This is a genomic window from Microbacterium sp. CIAB417 (assembly GCF_022788845.1).
Genome location: NZ_JAHZUT010000001.1, coordinates 746,636 through 764,072, shown reverse-complemented (window position 1 = coordinate 764,072; position 17,437 = coordinate 746,636). Strand labels below are relative to the sequence as shown.

The window sequence follows — 17,437 nt, the reverse complement described above, 5'->3', positions numbered from 1 at the left end:
CTCGCGCTCAGCGATGCGCGTAGGTGATGGACTCCCCGACGAAGGGCGTCCAGACCTCGCGCATCTGCGGCGTCAGCCGGGTGGGGCGTCCGGTCGCCGCGTCGACGAGCACGATCACGGCGGTCGAACGCGCGTACACGACGCGCTCGTCCGAGGCCGGGTCGTTGTGCACCTCGTAGCAGACCTCGACGCTCGAGCCGCCGAGCCGGCCGAACCACATCTGCACCTCGAGCGGCCTGCGCTGGTACGGCACAGGCGCGAGGTATTCGATCTCCTGCCGGGCGATGAGGGTCAGGACGCCCTGCTCGATTCCCGAGTCGAGGACCGCCGTGGACGGCGCGTCCTCACCGGGGCCCGGCTTCCAGAAGGCGCGCACGCGCGCCTCCTCGAGGAGTTTGAGCATCGAGGTGTTGTTGACGTGGTTGAAGGCGTCCAGATCGCCCCAGCGCAGCTGGATGGGGATGTGGAGCCGAGCGCCGTCAGTCACGGGTGAGCTTGCGGTGCGTCGTGCGGTGCGGACGCGCCGCGTCCGGTCCGAGCCGCTCGATCTTGTTCGCCTCGTACGCCTCGAAGTTGCCCTCGAACCAGTGCCACTGCGCGGGGTTCTCGTCGGTGCCCTCGTACGCGAGGATGTGCGTGGCGATGCGGTCCAGGAACCAGCGGTCGTGCGTGATCACCACGGCGCAGCCGGGGAACTCGAGCAGCGCGTTCTCGAGCGAGCTCAGGGTCTCGACGTCGAGGTCGTTGGTCGGCTCGTCGAGCAGCAGCAGGTTGCCGCCCTCCTTGAGTGTCAGCGCGAGGTTCAGTCGGTTGCGCTCTCCACCGGAGAGCACGCCGGCCTTCTTCTGCTGGTCCGGACCCTTGAAACCGAACTTCGACACATACGCGCGGGACGGGATCTCGGTCTTTCCGACCGTGATGATGTCCAGGCCGTCCGAGACGACCTCCCACAGCGTCTTGTCGGGGTCGATGCTCGCGCGGGACTGGTCGACGTAGCTGATCTTGACCGTCTCGCCGATCTTCAGGTCTCCGCCGTCCAGCGGCTCGAGTCCGACGATCGTCTTGAACAGCGTCGTCTTGCCGACACCGTTGGGGCCGATCACGCCGACGATGCCGTTCGGCGGCAGGCTGAAGCTCAGTCCGTCGATGAGGGTCCGGTCGCCGAAGCCCTTCTGCAGGTTCTTCGCCTCGATCACGACGTTCCCGAGACGCGGACCCGCGGGGATCTGGATCTCCTCGAAGTCGAGCTTCCTGGTGCGCTCCGCCTCGGCCGCCATCTCCTCGTAGCGGGCCAGACGCGCCTTGGACTTGGTCTGCCGCCCCTTCGCGCTGGAGCGGACCCACTCGAGCTCGTCCTTCAGGCGCTTGGCGAGCTTGGCGTCCTTCTTGCCCTGGATGTCGAGGCGCTCGGCCTTCTTCTCGAGGTAGGTCGAGTAGTTGCCCTCGTAACCGATCAGGCGGCCACGGTCGACCTCGGCGATCCACTCGGCGACGTGGTCGAGGAAGTACCGGTCGTGGGTGATGGCGATGACGGCGCCCTTGTAGGCCTGGAGGTGCTGCTCGAGCCAGAGCACGCTCTCGGCGTCGAGGTGGTTGGTGGGCTCGTCGAGCAGCAGCAGGTCCGGCTTCTGCAGCAGCAGCTTCGCCAGCGCGACGCGGCGCTTCTCTCCACCGGACAAGTGCTGGACGGACGCGTCGCCGGGCGGCGTGCGCAGCGCGTCCATGGCCTGCTCGAGCTGGGAGTCGAGGTCCCAGCCGTCCGCCGCGTCGATCTCCTCCTGCAGCGTGCCCATCTCGGCGAGCAGCGTGTCGAAGTCGGCATCCGGGTCCGCCATCTGTGCGGAGATCTCGTTGAACCGGTCGACCTTCGCCTTGATCGCGATCCCGTCCTGGATGTTCTCCAGCACGGTCTTGGCCTCGTCGAGCTCGGGCTCCTGCATGAGGATGCCGACCGAGTACCCGGGGCTCAGCTTGGCCTCGCCGTTCGAGGGCTGGTCGAGCCCGGCCATGATCTTCAGGATCGTCGACTTTCCCGCGCCGTTCGGGCCGACCATGCCGATCTTCGCGCCGGGGAGGAACGCCATCGTCACGTCGTCGAGGATGAGCTTGTCGCCCACCGCCTTGCGTGCACGGACCATCGAGTAGATGTACTCTGCCACCGAAAACCGCTCCTTCTGTTGGCGTCGCGAATCGACACTCCAGCCTACCGGCTGAGCGCTGTGCGGATTCCGGTCACCAGTCGATGGGCCGTGTGGCGCCGATCAGGCACCGTCCTTCGGCGAGCTGGTCCGTGACCGTGGTCACCGGGTCGCCCGTCGACGGACCCACCTGTCCGACGAGGCATTCCGTCTCACCCCACCGGACGGAGAAGAGCAGGCTCTCGACAGGGTTGCCGACCGTCGTCTCGTCGGCGGTGACCTGCATGGCGGCCTTGTCGAAGCCTGCGGCGACCAGCGCGTCGATGTACGCCCGCCCCTGCACACGCTGCTCGGATGCCCAGACCTGTTCGGTGACGGCCGTGAACAACGGCAGGTTGTCGGCCGCCGTCCCCTCCGGGACCAGCACGGGACCGGCCGGCTCCGGAGTCGCCGTCGCGTCAGCCGATGCATCGGGTGACGGCGTCGTGGTCTCCACCGGCTCTGGTGAACAGGCCACCAGCCCGACTGCCAGGAGCACCGAGGCGGAGAGTGCGAGCGCGCGAAGGGCGGGAGCGGCGGGTCGGCGAGGCACGGCTCGAGTCTACGGGGCGCCGTCGCCGACCGTGCGCCGCATCAGTCCTCGTCGCCCTCGGAGACGCTCCACGCGTCGCCGCCGGCCAGGACGAGTTCGCCCTCCTGAACGTCGAGCTCCACATCGGAGGTGTTCGTCGGGAACGTCTCTCTCGCCGCCGGTTCCGCCACGCCGTCGGTGACGCCGGCGGCCGCCGGGTGCGCACGATTCGTCCGGACGAAGGCGCTCGTCCCCCAGCGCAGGTCGTGTCCGATCGCCTCGGCGTCGATGTCCACGCTCGTGCCCCGCGCCGTGCCGTTGTCCCAGTCCCGGACGCGCAGCCGCCCGGTGACGATGACGGGATGCCCCTTCTGCAGCGAAGCGCGAGCCTGCACGGCTAGCTGGCGGTACGCCGACACGTTGTACCAGTTGGTGCCCTGGTCGATCCAGGTCTGGGTCTTCGCGTCGTACCGGCGCTGCGTGCTGCCGACCCGGAAGTTCACGACGGGCACGCCGGTCGCGGTGGTGTTGCCGCCCGGGTCGTTCCCGATGAATCCCATGATCGTGATGGTGTCGTTCATCGTTTCTCCTCTTCGTCCCGGATCTGGCCCGGATGTCGAACAGCGTGCCCCTTCGCACCGACCGCCGGAGTCGGATCGGACGGATCTCCACGGCGACGGTGGAGAAGCCGCGTTTCGGCCGTGCTGTGCAGGGCGGGTGCGAGAACAGCGCGCACGGGGCGATGTCGGTGGTCGGTCATATGTTCGATGACGAGAGGAGACCTCGATGCACACCACAGCGGCCACCGCCCTTCCCGACATCCCCTACGCCACGCCCGACCTGTCATCCGACAGAGAGCGACTCGTCAGAGCCGGCGACCATCTGTGGCGCGTTCAGGACCGCGCAGGCCGCATCCTCGGGCATCTGCGCATCGCGGCCGAGCCCTTGGGCCTGCGCTACCGCGCCGAGCGTCTTCACCTGGCGACGGGCTCGTTCCGCCTCATCGGCGCCTTCTGGACGGCCGACGAGGCCGTGCAGACCCTGCGCTACCTGCGGTGATTCGAGTGTTTGTGCCCCCGGCAGGATTCGAACCTGCGACCGGCGGATTAGAAGGCCGCTGCTCTTCCGCTGAGCTACGGAGGCGTACTCCACAACGGTACCGTGCCAGGGGCCGATGTCTGTGCGCTCATTAGGATGCCTGTATGGCATCTGCGTCTGAGAACGATCGACTCGTCTGGATCGACTGCGAGATGACGGGACTCGATCTCGGAATCGACGAGCTCGTCGAGATCGCCGTCGTCATCACCGATTTCGAACTGAACCCGGTCGATCCGGGCTTCCAGATCGTGATCAAGCCGAGCGATGCCGCGCTCGGCAACATGAACGACTTCGTCACCGAGATGCACCGCTCGTCCGGGCTCATCGACGAGATCCCCTCAGGTGTGACGCTCGCCGAGGCGGAGGAACAGACCCTCGCCTACATCAAGCGCTTCGTGCCGCTGGAGCGCAAGGCCCCCCTGGCCGGCAACACCATCGGAACCGACCGCATGTTCCTCGCGAAGTACATGCCGCAGATCGATCAGTGGCTGCATTACCGGAACGTCGACGTGTCGAGCATCAAGGAGCTGTCCCGTCGCTGGTACCCCCGGGTGTTCTTCCAGGCACCGGCCAAGGACGGCGGTCACCGCGCCCTGGCCGACATCCTCGAATCCATCAGGGAGCTCCGCTACTACCGCGATGCCGTCTTCGTGCCGGAGCCCGGGCCCTCCAGCGAGGAGGCCCGCGCCATCGCCGAGCGCACGGTGTCATCGGCACCCTCCGACGTGTAATAGAATCGTCTGGTTGCCCGCTGACGCGGGCGCATGGTGGGTATAGCTCAGTTGGTAGAGCGCCTGGTTGTGGTCCAGGAGGTCGCGGGTTCAAGCCCCGTTACTCACCCCAGCCGAGAGGGCTCCGACGAATTCCGTCGGAGCCCTCTTCTGTTTCCGCCGGGGGGGGTGCCTCGGTAGGATCGAGGTGCGCTCGCGCTGGGATTCGATGTCATCCGAATTCCGGATTCGGCCCAGCACGACAGATGAGGAGTGCACAGTGAAGGCTGTCCGGTTCACCGCATGGAAGACGTTCCCCACCATCGAGGACGTGCCCCGTCCCGTCCCGGGGCCCGGCGAGGTCCTGCTCAAGATCGCGGGTGCGGGAGCGTGTCACTCGGACGTCGCCGTCTTCGAGCAGTTCGACGAGGGCATGGGCGACCAGCTCGCCCCCAGCTACACGCTCGGACACGAGAACTCCGGATGGATCGAGGAGCTCGGCGACGGCGTCACGGGCCTGTCCGTCGGCGATGCGTTCCTGTCGTACGGGCCCATCGGCTGCGGCCACTGCCCCGCCTGCTCGCGCGGGCAGGACACCTACTGCCAAAACGCCGCGACCCAGCCCTACCTCGCCACCGGCCTCGGCCGTGACGGTGGCATGGCCGAGTACATGACGGTGCCGGCGCGGAACCTTGTTCCGCTCGGAGATGCGGACCCCGTGACCGCCGCGCCCCTCGCCGACGCGGGCCTGACGCCGTACCACGCCATCAAGCTCGCTCTGCCGAAGCTCGCGGGCGGCGGCAAGTCCGCCCTCGTGATCGGTCTCGGCGGCCTCGGTCAGATCGCCGTCCAGATCCTCACAGCGATCACCGGCGCCACCGTCTACGCCACCGACACCAAGCCCGAGGCGATGGCCGAAGCCGAGAAGTCCGGAGCCGTCCGCATCGACGGCGGCGAAGGACAGGCGGATCGGATCCGCGCCGCCACCGGCGGGCAGGGTGTGGACGCCGTCTTCGACTTCGTGGGAATCAGCGCCACGATCGCCCTCGCCCAGCAGGTCGTCGCCCGCCGCGGGCGCATCACCGTCGTCGGTGTGGCAGGCGGACCGACCAATTGGGACTTCTACTCGAACCCGTACGAGGCCGAGCTCACCAACACGTACTGGGGAACGATCGAGGAGCTGTACGAGGTCGTCGAACTGTACCGCGCCGGCAAGATCGCACCGGCCGTGACGACCTACCCCATGGATCAGGCACTTCAGGCCTACCACGACCTGCATGACGGGAAGCTCACCGGGCGCGCGGTCGTCACCCCGCACGCCTGAGACGTCGTTCGGCGGGAGCCCGGTTCGGATCGAGCCGGGCTCCCGCCGTAGAATCTCCTGGTGTCGCTGACGGTCTGGCTCTCCCTGCTCGCGGCATCCGTCGTCATCAGCTTCACCCCGGGAGCCGGGGCGATCAACACGATGTCCAACGCGCTCAACGAGGGATGGCGGCGGGCGATCTGGGGAGTCATCGGACAGCAGCTCGCCCTGATCGTCCACGTCGTGATCGTCGCGGCCGGCGTCGGCCTGCTCGTGTCGCGGTCACCGCTCCTGTTCGACATCGTGCGCTACGCCGGCGCCGCGTATCTCGTCTACCTCGGCATCCGGATGATCCTCGCGAAGCCGGCGTCCGCCGAGGACGGCTCGGTCGCGCCCCGCCCGGCGGAAAGCCGATGGTCCATGCTCCGACGCGGGTTCTGGGTCAACCTGCTGAACCCGAAGGCCATCGTCTTCTTCCTGGCGTTCATCCCGCAGTTCATCCGCCTCGACCAGCCCGCCCTCCCGCAGTATCTGATCCTCATCACGACGGTTGTGGTCGTCGACGTCGCCGTGATGTGGTTCTTCTTCGCGGCGGCAGCGAAGCCCTTCCGCCGGCTGACGCGGACGTCGCGCGGACAGCGCACACTCAACACCGTCTTCGGAGCGCTCTTCCTCGCGGTGGCCGCGCTCCTGCTGTTCGTGCACTGACCCGGCTCGCGCCCATAGGCTGGAGGACGATGGATATGGATGCCGCGGCCTTCGAGCAGCTCGTCGTCGACGAGCTCGACCTGCTGCCCGACGACATGGTCGACGGGCTGGACAACGTGGTCTTCGTCGTCGAGGACCGCCCTGAGGACGGCAGTCTCGACCTGCTCGGCCTCTACGACGGTCTCGCGCTCACCGAGCGCGGACAGTACGGCCTGGGCGAGCTTCCGGACCGGATCATCGTCTACCGGGAGCCGCATCTCGACCAGTGCGACACCGAGGACGAGCTGCGCGACGAGATCCACACGACGCTCGTGCATGAGATCGCCCACTTCTACGGGATCGACGACGAGCATCTGCATGAACTGGGATGGGCATGAGCACGCCGATCGCGACCCCGGACACGGAACAGGATCTCCACCTGTCCGCCGCACCGCTCGAGCCCTGGCAGGTCGTCGTCTGGAACGACCCGGTGAACCTGATGAGCTACGTCGTGCGCGTCTTCCGCACCTACTTCGGCTACTCGCAGGAGCGCGCGACCCAGCTCATGCTCGCGGTTCACCACGAGGGCCACGCGATCGTGGCGACCGGCCCGCGGGAGACCATGGAGGTGCACGCGCAGGCCATGCACGACTACGGACTGTGGGCGACCGTGCGGCGGGCTCCGCGATGAACGACGGCATCCGGATCTCCCTCGCCGCGATCGAGGGCCATCACCTGGCCCGCCTGGTCGACGAGTTCGCGCGTCTGCTCTCCGCGGAGGCGACCGAGGACGCCGCGGATCCCGCGTTGGCGCGCCTCGCACCGGACGCCTACCCCGAGGATGCCGAGGCGTCCCTGGCGTTCACCGCCGCGACGCAGGACGACCTGCTGGACCGGCGGGCGTCCGACGCCGCCGTCGTGCGCGCCGCCCTGACCGGATTCACCGTCGAGCCCGACGGCGGGGGCGCCCACGCGCCTCAGGAGATCGAGATCCCGGATGCCGAGATCGATGCGTGGCTGCGCACGCTCACCGCGCTCCGGCTCGTGCTCGCCGCGCGCCTGGGCATCATCGTCGAGGACGACCTTCCCGAGGAGGACCCGCGCCGCGGCGTGTACGACTGGCTCGGCTATCGGCTCGAGACGCTCATCCAGGCCGCGGACGAGCGGAGCTGACACCCGGACGACGTCACGTCGTCACGGGATCCGCACCAGCACCGTGGCCAGCTGACGAGGATCGTCGCGATCGATGTGCGCCTGCTCCTGCGCGGCCCACCGCTCCCAGTGCGGGCGGAACGCGTCACCGTCGCGGTGCAGCGCACGCGCCTTGCGCGCGGCGTCCGGTGAGTCCACCCAGACCCGGACGTCTGCGAGCGGCGCCGTGCGCGGTGTGATGGTCCCGCAGCCCTCCAGGATGACGCCCAGCGCGGGATCCACCGCGTGGCTCTCGGCATCCTGCCCGTGGTCCCAGTCCCAGCGGTGCCACGTGCCGATCCGTCCGCGGCCGTGCGGACGGAGGATGCCGTCGAGCGCACGGTCGGTCCCGGCATCCAGTCCGTCCCACCCGGGGTACAGCGAGTCCATCGCGATGCGCTGCGGTCGCCCGGTCAGAGGCCAGCGCTGCTCGACGAGCCGAGCCAGGCTGGTCTTGCCCGCGCCGCTTCGTCCGTCGATCAGCACGACGGGATTGGCCGCCGACACCTCCGCGATCGCGGCGACCACCTGGTCCGCCGCGACGTCCAGTGCTGCTGAGACCGGGTCCTGGCTACTTCTTGAGCGCACGGATCACACGCGCGAGCGCACGTCCGGCGACCCAGACGAACGGGATCCCGACGGCGAGCAGCGACACCAGGTTCGGCTCGAACCGCAGTCCCTCTTCGCGACGCACATAGACGCCGAGCGGGATCGAGACCCCTCCGCCGCCTCCGCCGTCGCGTTCCTGATCCGACCCGCCGCCGAACCCCGACCAGGTGAGCGCCACCGGCGTGATGCTGACACCGTCCACGTCCTGCGGTTCGCCGTAGGCGCTCTTCACGCCGAAGACGGCCGCTTGCTTTCCGAGTTCCAGTGCGATGTTGGGCATTGCTCCACGCTAGCCGACATGTTCCGTGCTGCGAAGGTCATTCCGTCCCGCTCGCCCTCGGATGCTGCGGGGCACCCCGCCCGTCGCCGCGACCGAGGTGACGGGCGCGGGTGATCGTGGCGCTCCCGAAGCGCGCCCGGGCGCTGTCGAGCGCTCCTTCGACCCGGCGCCAGTCCTCGTCGTCGTCCCAGAGTGCGAAGGCGCCGGCGCCGGCCGGCTGCAGCCTCTCGGCGCGCACCCCGACGAGACGGATGGGGCTTCGCCGATCGATGTGCGCGAACAGTTCCTGTGCGGCTGTTCCGATGCGCTGCCCGACCGCCGTCGGCTCGGACAGCGTCTGAGACCGGTTGACCGTGGTGAAGTCGTCGAACCGGATCTTGATCGCCACGGTGCGCGTCTCCCATTCGGCCCGTCTCAGACGTGCCGCGACGCGATCCGCGAGGCGAAGGAGCTCCGAGCGGATCTCCTCGCGATCGGTGATGTCGACGTCGAACGTCTCCTCGTGCCCCACGCTCTTCTCGACGCGGGTGGTCTCGACCGAGCGAGGATCCTCGCCGCGCGCGAGTTCGATCAGGCGCTGCCCGAGCGCGGATCCCACCGCGCGGTCCAGCATCTCCGGCGCCGACTCGCGGATGTCGCCGATCGTACGGATGCCGCGCGCCTCGAGCGCCTCCGCGGCCTTCGGCCCCACGCCCCACATCGCCCGCACCGGTCGCGGAGCGAGGAAGTCCTGCGTGTCGGCCGCGGCGACGACGAGCATGCCGTCGGGCTTCGCCATCGTCGAGGCCATCTTGGCGACGTGCTTGGTCGCGGCGACGCCGACGCTGCAGGTGATCCCCACCTCGGCGTGCACCCGCTCCCGGATCAGCCGCGCGACCCGCGCCGGACTCCCCCACAACCGGCGCACGCCGTGGACGTCGAGGAACGCCTCATCGACCGACAGCGGCTCCACGAGCGGCGTGAACGATTCGAAGATCGTCATGACGTGGCGCGAGACCTCCTGGTACCGCGCGAAGTCGGGCAGCACGATGCGTGCCGTCGGGCACAGACGCATCGCCTGCGACACCGGCATCGCCGCCCTGACGCCGTATCGGCGCGCCTCGTAGGACGCGCTGGACACGACCGAGCGCCCGTCCGGGGCCCCGATGATCAGGGGCAGGCCGCGCAGCGACGGGTCGTCGAGGACCGCGACCGCCGCATAGAACGCATCCATGTCGACGTGCAGGATGCGCGTACCCGCATCGTCTGCACCCTCGGGTGAGACGATGCGGCCAGAACCGTCACCGCGCCCCATGGCACCATTCTCGCCGCGACCACCGACATCGAGCCCGTCTGTTCGGCGCGAATGCCCGCGCGCATCGGCGTGTCGCGGGCATTCGCACCATATGGCGGGTCGATTACTGCGCTGCGCGCTCCAGGATCAGCTCGCGCACGCGCGCGGCGTCGGCCTGGCCCTTCATCGCCTTCATGACCGCGCCGATGATCGCACCGGCGGCCTGCACCTTGCCGTCCTTGATCTTCGCAAGGACATCGGGCTGCGCGGCCAGCGCGTCGTCGATCGCCGCGATCAGCGCCCCGTCGTCCGACACGACCGCGAGACCTCGGGCGTCCACGACTTCCTGTGGGGAGCCCTCGCCGGCGATGACGCCCTCGAGCACCTGGCGTGCCAGCTTGTCGGTGAGCGTCCCGGCATCCACCAGCTGCTGCAGGGCGGCGACGTTCGCCGGGCTGATCAGCTCGGCGGCATCCCGCTCGGCTGCGTTCGCGAGGCGCGTGATCTCCCCGGTCCACCACTTGCGCGCAGCGGCTGGGCTGGCGCCGGCGGCGATCGTCGCCGCGACCTCGTCGAGCAGCCCGCCGTTGCGGACGTCCTGGAACTCCAGGTCCGTGAACCCCCATTCCGCCTTGAGACGGCGGCGACGTGCGACGGGCTGCTCGGGCAGAGCCGCACGCAGCTCCTCGATCAGCTCCGCGGTCGGCTGCACGGGCAGCAGGTCGGGCTCGGGGAAGTAGCGGTAGTCGTCGGCATCCGACTTCGGTCGTCCCGGCGAAGTCGTTCCGGTGTCCTCATGCCAGTGCCGGGTCTCCTGGATGATCGTCCCGCCGTCTGCGAGGATCGCCGCCTGACGCTGGATCTCGTATCGCACGGCGCGCTCCACCGAGCGCATCGAGTTGACGTTCTTCGTCTCGGTGCGGGTGCCGAGCTTCTCCTGGCCGCGCGGACGCAGAGACACGTTGGCGTCGCAGCGCAGGTTTCCGCGCTCGAGCCGGGCCTCCGAGATGCCGAGGCCGCGGACGATGTCGCGGATCGCGGCGACGTAGGCCTTCGCGATCTCCGGCGCACGGTGCTCGGCGCCGAAGATCGGCTTGGTGACGATCTCGACGAGCGGCACTCCGGCACGGTTGTAGTCGACCAGCGAGTACTCGGCACCCTGGATGCGTCCGGTCGCCCCGCCCATGTGCGTGAGCTTGCCCGCGTCCTCCTCCATGTGCGCGCGCTCGATCGGAACGGTCACCAGCGCGCCGTCCTCGAGCTCCACCTCGACGGAGCCCTCGTACGCGATCGGCTCGTCGTACTGGGAGATCTGATAGTTCTTGCCCAGATCCGGGTAGAAGTAGTTCTTCCGCGCGAACCGGCTCGACTCTGCGATGGAGCAGCCCAGCGCGAGGCCGAGGCTGATCGAGGAGCGGATCGCCGTGGCGTTCACGACCGGCAGCGAGCCGGGAAGACCGAGATCGACCGGAGCGATGAGGGTGTTGGGCTCTGCACCGTGGTAACGGTCGTTCGCCGGGTTCGGCGCGTCGGAGAACATCTTCGTCTCGGTGTTCAGCTCGACGTGCACCTCGAAGCCGAGCACGGGCTCGAACAGTTCGAGCGCCTTGTCGAAGTCCATCAGCTTGGCGGCGGCCATCAGCGGTTCCCTCCCACGAGCTCCGGGGCGCGGGTGAGCAGCGGTGCCCCCCACGAATCGACGAGGAGCGTCTCCAGGGCGGCGCCCACGCGGTACAGACGGGCGTCCTCGTGCGCCGGCGCGAGGAACTGGATGCCGACGGGCAATCCGTCTTCCGCCGCGAGCCCGGACGGGATCGAGATGCCGGGAACCCCGGCGAGGTTCGCGGGGATCGTGGTGACGTCGTTCAGGTACATCTGGAGCGGGTCGTCGACGCGCTCGCCGATCTTGAACGCGGTCGTCGGCGCGGACGGCGTCGCGATCACGTCGACCTCGGCGAAGGCGTTCGCGAAGTCCTGCTGGATGAGCGTGCGGACCTTCTGCGCGCTGCCGTAGTAGGCGTCGTAGTACCCGGCGGACAGGGCGTAGGTGCCCAGGATGATCCGGCGCTTGACCTCGTCGCCGAACCCGGCCTCCCGGGTGGCGGACATGACGTCCTCGACGGTGGCGCCGCCCTCGGGGGTCACGCGCAGACCGAAGCGGACCGAGTCGAACTTCGCGAGGTTGCTGGATGCCTCGGCGGGCAGGATCAGGTAGTACGCGGCCACGCCGTACTCGAAGTGCGGTGCGGAGATCTCCACGATCTCGGCGCCGTTGGCCTCAAGCAGTGCCAGGGACTCGCGGAAGGATGCCGCGACGCCGGCCTGGAACCCGGAATCCGGCAGCTCCTTGAGCACTCCCACCTTGAGGCCCTTGAGGACGTCGCCCCTGGCCCCTTCGCGGGCGGCCTCGGCGAACGAGGGCCAGGTGTCGGTGAGCGAGGTCGAGTCCTTGGGGTCGTGCCCGCCGATCACGTCGTGCAGCAGGCCGGAGTCCAGCACGGTGCGCGTCACAGGTCCGACCTGGTCGAGGCTGGACGCCAGCGCGATCGCGCCGTATCGGCTGACCCCGCCGTAGGTCGGCTTGATGCCGACCGTGCCCGTCACGTGCGCCGGCTGTCGGATCGACCCGCCGGTGTCGGAGCCGAGGGCGAGCGGTGCTTCGAAGGCGGCCACCGCCGCGGCCGAGCCGCCGCCGGAGCCGCCGGGGATGCGGTCGAGATCCCAGGGGTTGCGGGTGGGGCCGTACGCGGAGTGCTCGGTGGACGAGCCCATCGCGAACTCGTCCATGTTGGTCTTGCCCAGTGCGACGAGGCCGGCCGCGCGCGAGCGCGCCACGACCGTGGCGTCGTACGGAGACAGGTAGCCCTCGAGGATCTTCGACCCGCTCGTCGTCGGCTGGTCGGTCGTGACCAGCACGTCCTTGATCGCCAGCGGCACGCCGGCGAGCGGGTGCAGCTGCTCGCCGGAAGCGCGAGCCGCATCGATCGCGTCGGCTGCATCCAGGGCTCCGTCGTTCACGTGCAGGAACGCGTGCACGTCGCCGTCAACGGCGGCGATGCGGTCGAGGTGCGCCTGGGTGGCCTCGCGGCTGGAGACCTCACCGGCCTGCAGTCTGTCCGCGAGCTCTGCGGCGGTCCAGCGGATGATGTCGCTCACTGCTCTTCTCCCAGGATCGCGGTGACGCGGAAACGGCCGTCCGCGGCGTCCGGTGCGTTCTGCAGCACCTGCTCGTGCGTCAGCGTCTGACCGACCTCGTCGGGCCGGAAGACGTTCGCGAGAGGGATCGGGTGGCTCGTGGCGACCACGTCGGCCGTGGCGACCTCGGAGACCTTCGCGATGTTGTCGACGATGGCATCGAGCTGGCCCGTCAGCCGCGTCACCTCGTCGTCGTTCAGCTGGATGCGCGCGAGCACGCCGAGATGGCGTACGAGTTCGGGGGTGATTTCAGACACCCGACCAGTCTAGTTGCGGCGTCGGATCCCCTGCGACGCCGCCGGCCCGCAATAGGCTGGTGCGCATGACGACGTTCGATCCCCCTCGTCCCTGGGTCGCCAGCTACGCGCCGGGCGTTCCCGAGGACCTCGCACCGGTGCAGGGCTCTCTCATCGACATCGTCGCGGCGTCCGCCCGCGACTATCCGGATGCCCCGGCGCTGCAGTTCTTCGGGCGGGAGACGACCTACGCGCAACTGCAGGAGGCGATCGATCGTGCGGCCGCCGGCCTGCGCGACCTCGGTGTGAAGGCCGGCGACCCTGTCGCGATCGTCCTGCCGAACTGCCCGCAGCACATCGTGGCGTTCTACGCCGTGCTCCGGTTGGGCGCTGTCGTCGTCGAGCACAACCCGTTGTACACGCCGCGGGAGCTGCGCAAACAGTTCGAGGACCACGGCGCGAAGCACGCCATCGTCTGGAACAAGGTCGTCGCGACGGTCCAGGAGTTCCCTGCCGACCTCGCCGTGTCGACGCTGGTCTCCGTGGACGTCACGAAGGGGATGCCGCGGCTCACGCAGCTCGCCCTGAAGCTGCCCGTCGCCAAGGCTCGCGAGTCCCGCGCGGCGCTCACGGAGAAGGTGCGCGGGACCATCCTGTGGGAGCGCGTGGTCTCCTCCGATCCCCTGCCGTCGACGCATCCTCGCCCCGAGACCGACGACCTCGCGATCATCCAGTACACGTCCGGCACCACGGGAACCCCGAAGGGCGCGGCGCTCACGCACCGCAACCTGCTGGCCAACGCGGCGCAGTCGCAGTCGTGGGTCCCCTCGATCCGGCGCGGCGACGGATGCGTCGTGTATGCGGTCCTGCCGATGTTCCACGCCTACGGACTCACTCTGTGCCTGACCTTCGCGATGTCGATGGGCGCGCGCCTCGTGCTGTTCCCGAAGTTCGACCCGGACCTCGTGCTCGACGTGGTGAAGAAGCATCCCGCGACCTTCCTGCCGCTCGTGCCGCCCATTGCCGACCGTCTGCTCACCGCGGCGAAGGCGAAGGGCGTGTCGCTCGAGGGCATCGAGGTCGCCATCTCCGGAGCGATGGCGCTGCCGCATGAGCTCGTCGTACCGTTCGAGGAAGCCACCGGCGGCTTCCTCGTCGAAGGCTACGGACTGAGCGAATGCTCCCCCGTCCTGATGGCCAACCCCGTCGCCGAGAACCGTGTCCCGGGCACCGTCGGTCTCCCGCTTCCGGGCACCGAATGCCGCGTGGTCGATCCGGAGGAGCCGACGCGCGACGTCGAGCCCGGAACCGCCGGCGAGCTCGTCGTCCGCGGTCCGCAGGTGTTCTCGGGCTACTACGGCAAGCCGGAGGCGACCGAGGAGGTCTTCGTCGACGGCTGGTACCGCACCGGCGACATCGTCTCGATCGACGAGGCCGGGTTCGTGCGCATCGTCGACCGGATCAAGGAGCTCATCATCACCGGCGGCTTCAACGTGGCCCCGACCGAGGTCGAGAACGCGCTGCGCCAGCATCCCCAGGTCTCCGACGCCGCGGTCGTCGGGCTTCCCAGCGACCACTCCGGCGAGGAGGTCGTCGCAGCCGTCGTCGTCGACGGCGACGAGGAGATCGACGTCGAGGCGATCCGCGACTTCGCCCGCGGCATCCTCACCCCGTACAAGGTGCCGCGCCGGATCTTCCTCGTCGACGAGCTGCCGAAATCCCTGATAGGCAAGGTGCTGCGTCGGCAGGTGAAGGAGAAGCTGCTGGCGCTGACGACCGGCGCCTGAAGGGCACCCTCACAGACAGAGGCCGCCCCGGGGCGCTACCTTTAGGAAGTGACCCCTGAAGACGCAGCGCTGACCGACGCCCCCGAGGACTCCCCCGCGACCCCCGGATTCGAGGAGCTCGGCATCACCGGGCCGGTCCTGAAGGCCATCCGCGATCTCGGCTACGAGACGCCCTCTCCGATCCAGGCCGCGACGATCCCGACACTGCTCGGCGGCCGCGACGTCGTCGGCATGGCGCAGACCGGAACCGGCAAGACCGCGGCGTTCGCGCTGCCGGTGCTGGAGCGGCTGGACGTGTCGCAGAAGTCCCCGCAGGCGCTCGTGCTCGCTCCGACCCGCGAACTCGCTCTGCAGGTGTGCGAGGCGTTCGAGTCCTACGCGTCCCGCATGAAGGGCGTGCACGTGCTGCCGGTCTACGGCGGCCAGGGCTACGGCGTCCAGCTGTCGGCGCTGCGCCGGGGCGTCCACGTCGTCGTCGGCACGCCGGGGCGCATCATGGACCACCTGGCGAAGGGCACGCTCGACCTGTCCGAGCTGAAGTATCTCGTCCTCGACGAGGCCGACGAGATGCTCAAGATGGGCTTCGCCGAGGACGTCGAGCAGATCCTCGCCCAGACCCCCGAGGACAAGCAGGTCGCGCTGTTCTCCGCGACCATGCCCGCTCAGATCCGGCGGCTGGCGCAGCAGTACCTGCGGGATGCCGAGGAGATCACGGTCAAGTCCAAGACCGCGACCAACACGAACATCACCCAGCGCTACCTCGTCGTCTCGTACCAGCAGAAGGTGGACGCGCTCACCCGCATCCTCGAGGTCGAGAACTTCGACGGGATGATCGTGTTCGTCCGGACGAAGAACGAGACCGAGACGCTCGCCGAGAAGCTGCGCGCGCGGGGCTACTCAGCCGCCGCCATCAACGGCGACGTTCCGCAGGTGCAACGCGAGCGCAGCGTGAACCAGCTCAAGGACGGCAAGCTCGACATCCTCGTCGCCACCGATGTCGCCGCCCGCGGCCTGGACGTGGAACGCATCAGCCACGTCGTCAATTTCGACATCCCCACCGACACCGAGTCGTACGTGCACCGCATCGGTCGCACCGGTCGTGCCGGCCGCACCGGCGACGCGATCAGCTTCATCACGCCGCGCGAGCGCTACCTGCTCAAGCACATCGAGAAGGCGACGCGCCAGCAGCCGACCCAGATGTCGCTGCCCAGCACCGAGGACGTGAACAGCACTCGCCTCGCGCGCTTCGACGACGCGATCACGGCGGCGCTCGGCGAGACGGGCCGGATCGAGAAGTTCCGCGACATCATCGACCACTACGTGCGCCACCACGATGTACCCGAGTCCGATGTCGCCGCGGCGCTGGCAGTCGTCGCCCAAGGCGAGACGCCGCTGCTGCTCGATCCGGCGGACGACCCGCTGGCCCGCTCGGTCGAGCGCGACAACCGTCCGCTGCGCGAGAAGAACGCCCGCGAAGCGCGTCCGGCGCGCACCGAACGCCGTGGACGCGGCGACTACGCCCCGTACCGCATCGAGGTCGGCCGGCGCCATCGCGTGGAGCCGCGGCAGATCGTGGGCGCGCTCGCGAACGAGGGCGGCCTGGGTCGCGATGACTTCGGAGCCATCAACATCAAGCCGGACTTCTCGATCGTCGAGCTCCCGGCGAACCTGGACCCTGCCGTGCTCGACAGGCTCCGCGACACGCGGATCTCCGGCCGGCTCATCGAGATCGCGCCCGACCGCGGCCCCAGCGCCCGGCGTGGTGCACCGCGCGATGGCAGCGACCGGTTCGATCGTCGCCGGGACGAGCGCGGTTCCCGCAGCGACGACCGCGACGGCAAGCCGTTCCGCAAGCCGCGGCACAAGGGCTAGCGTCTGAGGCTGTCGCTCGCCGCTGTCGCCTCCGTCGCCCCGTCGCCGCCGCCCGCGAGACTTGCTCTGCGAGGCGAGACTTGGCCCGTGTGGCTCTGTCTCACCCCGGAAAACAAGTCTCGCGAGTCGAGTAGCGTGGGGTGATGGTGAGCGGCCTCCATGAACTGCGCCACGTGCGCATGTTGACATGACCTCGGTACAGGTGAGCGTCACCGGTCGGGTGCAGGGCGTCGGCTACCGATGGTTCGTGCAGGATCTGGCTTCGGAGCACGGTCTCACGGGCTGGGTGCGCAACCGCCGCGACGGTTCCGTGGAGGCGGAGCTGCACGGCGACCGGGTCGACGTCGAGGCTGTCGTCGGGGCGATGCGAGCCGGTCCCCGGCACGCGCGTGTCGACGCGGTCCAGGTGCGCGAGCTCACTGCGCGACGCGGGCTCGACGGCTTCGAGATCCGCGCGACCGAGTGACCTCCAGCTCCTGCCATGCCG

Annotated in this window: 20 protein-coding genes and 2 tRNA genes; 11 read left to right on the top strand and 11 right to left on the bottom strand. The window is 69.1% G+C overall.

What is annotated here, in order from left to right; all coding sequences use genetic code 11:
* Positions 1 to 7: 7 nt before the first annotated feature.
* The 4 genes from KYX17_RS03790 to KYX17_RS03775 all read right to left on the bottom strand — a co-directional run bounded on the left by KYX17_RS03790 (position 8) and on the right by KYX17_RS03775 (position 3,290).
* Entirely contained in the window at positions 8 to 487 is a 480-nt protein-coding gene (locus KYX17_RS03790; protein ID WP_243225501.1) for a thioesterase family protein, read from the bottom strand.
* On the bottom strand, positions 480 to 2,159 hold the full coding sequence (gene ettA / locus KYX17_RS03785; protein WP_243225500.1) for an energy-dependent translational throttle protein EttA: 1,680 nt from the start codon (positions 2,157 to 2,159) through the stop codon (positions 480 to 482). The genes KYX17_RS03790 and ettA overlap by 8 nt, the downstream gene beginning before the upstream one ends.
* Before the next feature lie 73 nt (positions 2,160 to 2,232).
* The gene (locus tag KYX17_RS03780; RefSeq protein WP_243225495.1) at positions 2,233 to 2,730 is read right to left on the bottom strand and encodes a hypothetical protein; all 498 of its coding nucleotides are present in this window, start codon (positions 2,728 to 2,730) and stop codon (positions 2,233 to 2,235) included.
* Positions 2,731 to 2,771: 41 nt separating this feature from the next.
* Positions 2,772 to 3,290, bottom strand: coding sequence for a single-stranded DNA-binding protein (locus KYX17_RS03775; RefSeq protein ID WP_243225494.1), 519 nt, complete (start codon positions 3,288 to 3,290; stop codon positions 2,772 to 2,774).
* A 205-nt stretch (positions 3,291 to 3,495) separates the two neighbouring features.
* Here KYX17_RS03775 and KYX17_RS03770 point away from each other — a divergent pair, with 205 nt between their 5' ends.
* Positions 3,496 to 3,768 carry a hypothetical protein gene (locus KYX17_RS03770; RefSeq protein ID WP_243225493.1) on the top strand — a complete coding sequence of 91 codons (273 nt, stop codon included), beginning with the start codon at positions 3,496 to 3,498 and terminating at the stop codon, positions 3,766 to 3,768.
* Between the two features lie 12 nt (positions 3,769 to 3,780).
* On the opposite strand, the gene KYX17_RS03765 is transcribed toward KYX17_RS03770, so the two are convergent.
* Positions 3,781 to 3,852 (bottom strand) — tRNA-Arg (locus tag KYX17_RS03765).
* A 59-nt stretch (positions 3,853 to 3,911) separates the two neighbouring features.
* Between KYX17_RS03765 and orn the strand changes: the two genes are divergently transcribed.
* The 7 genes from orn (at position 3,912) to KYX17_RS03730 (ending at position 7,680) form a co-directional block, all read left to right on the top strand.
* Entirely contained in the window at positions 3,912 to 4,538 is a 627-nt protein-coding gene (gene orn, locus KYX17_RS03760) for an oligoribonuclease (protein ID WP_243225491.1), read from the top strand.
* 36 nt (positions 4,539 to 4,574) lie between these two features.
* Positions 4,575 to 4,650: transfer RNA gene (locus tag KYX17_RS03755), tRNA-His, on the top strand.
* 147 nt (positions 4,651 to 4,797) lie between these two features.
* Entirely contained in the window at positions 4,798 to 5,841 is a 1,044-nt protein-coding gene (locus KYX17_RS03750; RefSeq protein ID WP_243225487.1) for an NAD(P)-dependent alcohol dehydrogenase, read from the top strand.
* Between the two features lie 60 nt (positions 5,842 to 5,901).
* On the top strand, positions 5,902 to 6,528 hold the full coding sequence (locus KYX17_RS03745) for a LysE family transporter (RefSeq protein WP_243225486.1): 627 nt from the start codon (positions 5,902 to 5,904) through the stop codon (positions 6,526 to 6,528).
* A 29-nt stretch (positions 6,529 to 6,557) separates the two neighbouring features.
* Positions 6,558 to 6,905: a metallopeptidase family protein gene (locus KYX17_RS03740; protein ID WP_243225483.1), complete on the top strand. Its 348-nt coding sequence runs from the start codon at positions 6,558 to 6,560 to the stop codon at positions 6,903 to 6,905.
* Positions 6,902 to 7,198 (top strand): ATP-dependent Clp protease adapter ClpS, encoded by a 297-nt coding sequence (clpS, locus tag KYX17_RS03735; RefSeq protein ID WP_374208919.1) that lies wholly within the window; start codon positions 6,902 to 6,904, stop codon positions 7,196 to 7,198. Before KYX17_RS03740 ends, clpS begins: the two co-directional genes overlap by 4 nt.
* A complete protein-coding gene (locus KYX17_RS03730; RefSeq protein WP_243225480.1) occupies positions 7,195 to 7,680 on the top strand; it encodes a DUF2017 family protein in 486 nt (161 codons plus the stop codon). The genes clpS and KYX17_RS03730 overlap by 4 nt, the downstream gene beginning before the upstream one ends.
* A 21-nt stretch (positions 7,681 to 7,701) precedes the next feature.
* Here KYX17_RS03730 and KYX17_RS03725 read toward each other — a convergent pair whose 3' ends face one another.
* From KYX17_RS03725 to gatC, 6 genes are all read right to left on the bottom strand, one after another.
* A complete protein-coding gene (locus tag KYX17_RS03725; protein WP_243225479.1) occupies positions 7,702 to 8,286 on the bottom strand; it encodes a hypothetical protein in 585 nt (194 codons plus the stop codon).
* Entirely contained in the window at positions 8,270 to 8,587 is a 318-nt protein-coding gene (locus tag KYX17_RS03720) for a hypothetical protein (protein ID WP_243225478.1), read from the bottom strand. Before KYX17_RS03720 ends, KYX17_RS03725 begins: the two co-directional genes overlap by 17 nt.
* A gap of 37 nt (positions 8,588 to 8,624) precedes the next feature.
* Positions 8,625 to 9,881 carry a DNA polymerase IV gene (locus KYX17_RS03715; protein ID WP_243225477.1) on the bottom strand — a complete coding sequence of 419 codons (1,257 nt, stop codon included), beginning with the start codon at positions 9,879 to 9,881 and terminating at the stop codon, positions 8,625 to 8,627.
* Between the two features lie 103 nt (positions 9,882 to 9,984).
* On the bottom strand, positions 9,985 to 11,499 hold the full coding sequence (gatB, locus tag KYX17_RS03710) for an Asp-tRNA(Asn)/Glu-tRNA(Gln) amidotransferase subunit GatB (RefSeq protein ID WP_243225474.1): 1,515 nt from the start codon (positions 11,497 to 11,499) through the stop codon (positions 9,985 to 9,987).
* Complete coding sequence (gatA, locus tag KYX17_RS03705) at positions 11,499 to 13,016, bottom strand: Asp-tRNA(Asn)/Glu-tRNA(Gln) amidotransferase subunit GatA (protein WP_243225471.1); 1,518 nt, start codon at positions 13,014 to 13,016, stop codon at positions 11,499 to 11,501. Before gatA ends, gatB begins: the two co-directional genes overlap by 1 nt.
* Positions 13,013 to 13,312, bottom strand: coding sequence for an Asp-tRNA(Asn)/Glu-tRNA(Gln) amidotransferase subunit GatC (gatC, locus tag KYX17_RS03700; RefSeq protein ID WP_243225469.1), 300 nt, complete (start codon positions 13,310 to 13,312; stop codon positions 13,013 to 13,015). Before gatC ends, gatA begins: the two co-directional genes overlap by 4 nt.
* Before the next feature lie 65 nt (positions 13,313 to 13,377).
* Between gatC and KYX17_RS03695 the strand changes: the two genes are divergently transcribed.
* From KYX17_RS03695 to KYX17_RS03685, 3 genes are all read left to right on the top strand, one after another.
* Positions 13,378 to 15,078, top strand: coding sequence for a long-chain-fatty-acid--CoA ligase (locus KYX17_RS03695; RefSeq protein WP_243225467.1), 1,701 nt, complete (start codon positions 13,378 to 13,380; stop codon positions 15,076 to 15,078).
* A 48-nt stretch (positions 15,079 to 15,126) separates the two neighbouring features.
* Complete coding sequence (locus tag KYX17_RS03690; protein WP_374208918.1) at positions 15,127 to 16,950, top strand: DEAD/DEAH box helicase; 1,824 nt, start codon at positions 15,127 to 15,129, stop codon at positions 16,948 to 16,950.
* Between the two features lie 187 nt (positions 16,951 to 17,137).
* Positions 17,138 to 17,416: an acylphosphatase gene (locus KYX17_RS03685; RefSeq protein ID WP_243225464.1), complete on the top strand. Its 279-nt coding sequence runs from the start codon at positions 17,138 to 17,140 to the stop codon at positions 17,414 to 17,416.
* Positions 17,417 to 17,437 lie beyond the last annotated feature (21 nt).

Excerpts from the sequence above, each read along its gene's own strand:
- KYX17_RS03775 (WP_243225494.1), bottom strand. The coding sequence starts at position 3,290 with ATGAACGACACCATCACGATCATGGGATTCATCGGGAACGACCCGGGC.
- KYX17_RS03770 (WP_243225493.1), top strand. The coding sequence starts at position 3,496 with ATGCACACCACAGCGGCCACCGCCCTTCCCGACATCCCCTACGCCACG.
- orn (WP_243225491.1), top strand. The coding sequence starts at position 3,912 with ATGGCATCTGCGTCTGAGAACGATCGACTCGTCTGGATCGACTGCGAG.
- KYX17_RS03740 (WP_243225483.1), top strand. The coding sequence starts at position 6,558 with ATGGATATGGATGCCGCGGCCTTCGAGCAGCTCGTCGTCGACGAGCTC.
- clpS (WP_374208919.1), top strand. The coding sequence starts at position 6,902 with ATGAGCACGCCGATCGCGACCCCGGACACGGAACAGGATCTCCACCTG.
- KYX17_RS03730 (WP_243225480.1), top strand. The coding sequence starts at position 7,195 with ATGAACGACGGCATCCGGATCTCCCTCGCCGCGATCGAGGGCCATCAC.
- KYX17_RS03720 (WP_243225478.1), bottom strand. The coding sequence starts at position 8,587 with ATGCCCAACATCGCACTGGAACTCGGAAAGCAAGCGGCCGTCTTCGGC.
- KYX17_RS03715 (WP_243225477.1), bottom strand. The coding sequence starts at position 9,881 with ATGGGGCGCGGTGACGGTTCTGGCCGCATCGTCTCACCCGAGGGTGCA.
- gatB (WP_243225474.1), bottom strand. The coding sequence starts at position 11,499 with ATGGCCGCCGCCAAGCTGATGGACTTCGACAAGGCGCTCGAACTGTTC.
- KYX17_RS03695 (WP_243225467.1), top strand. The coding sequence starts at position 13,378 with ATGACGACGTTCGATCCCCCTCGTCCCTGGGTCGCCAGCTACGCGCCG.
- KYX17_RS03685 (WP_243225464.1), top strand. The coding sequence starts at position 17,138 with ATGACCTCGGTACAGGTGAGCGTCACCGGTCGGGTGCAGGGCGTCGGC.